Raw genomic sequence first — 275 nt, forward strand, 5'->3', positions numbered from 1 at the left:
AACTGCCTTTGTTATAATCTGTTTTTCTGTTTTTTTAGTCAGCCAGCGCCATAAACGCATCCACCAAGGTAATGTTCCTTCGGGTAACTGTCGTTCTGCATTATCAAAGCGCAATTTAATTTTTCGATAAGCTTCTATTGGAAGTTGTTCATACTCTGCCAATTCTGTTGATCGTAGCTGATACTGCCTTCTCGTCGATACTGCAGTTTCTAAATTCTGTTGAAGTGTTTGTATTGTTTCTAAAACTTGAGGTAGCCTTTCTTCAGATAAAGCTC

General features: G+C 38.2%; 1 protein-coding gene. It reads right to left on the reverse strand.

Annotated features, from left to right (window positions below; all coding sequences use genetic code 11):
* Positions 1 to 275: hypothetical protein (locus AC5590_RS08830; RefSeq protein WP_211178829.1), on the reverse strand; the 275-nt coding region annotated here is incomplete at both ends.

The organism is Brasilonema octagenarum UFV-OR1, from assembly GCF_963888615.1.
GTDB lineage: Bacteria > Cyanobacteriota > Cyanobacteriia > Cyanobacteriales > Nostocaceae > Brasilonema > Brasilonema sennae.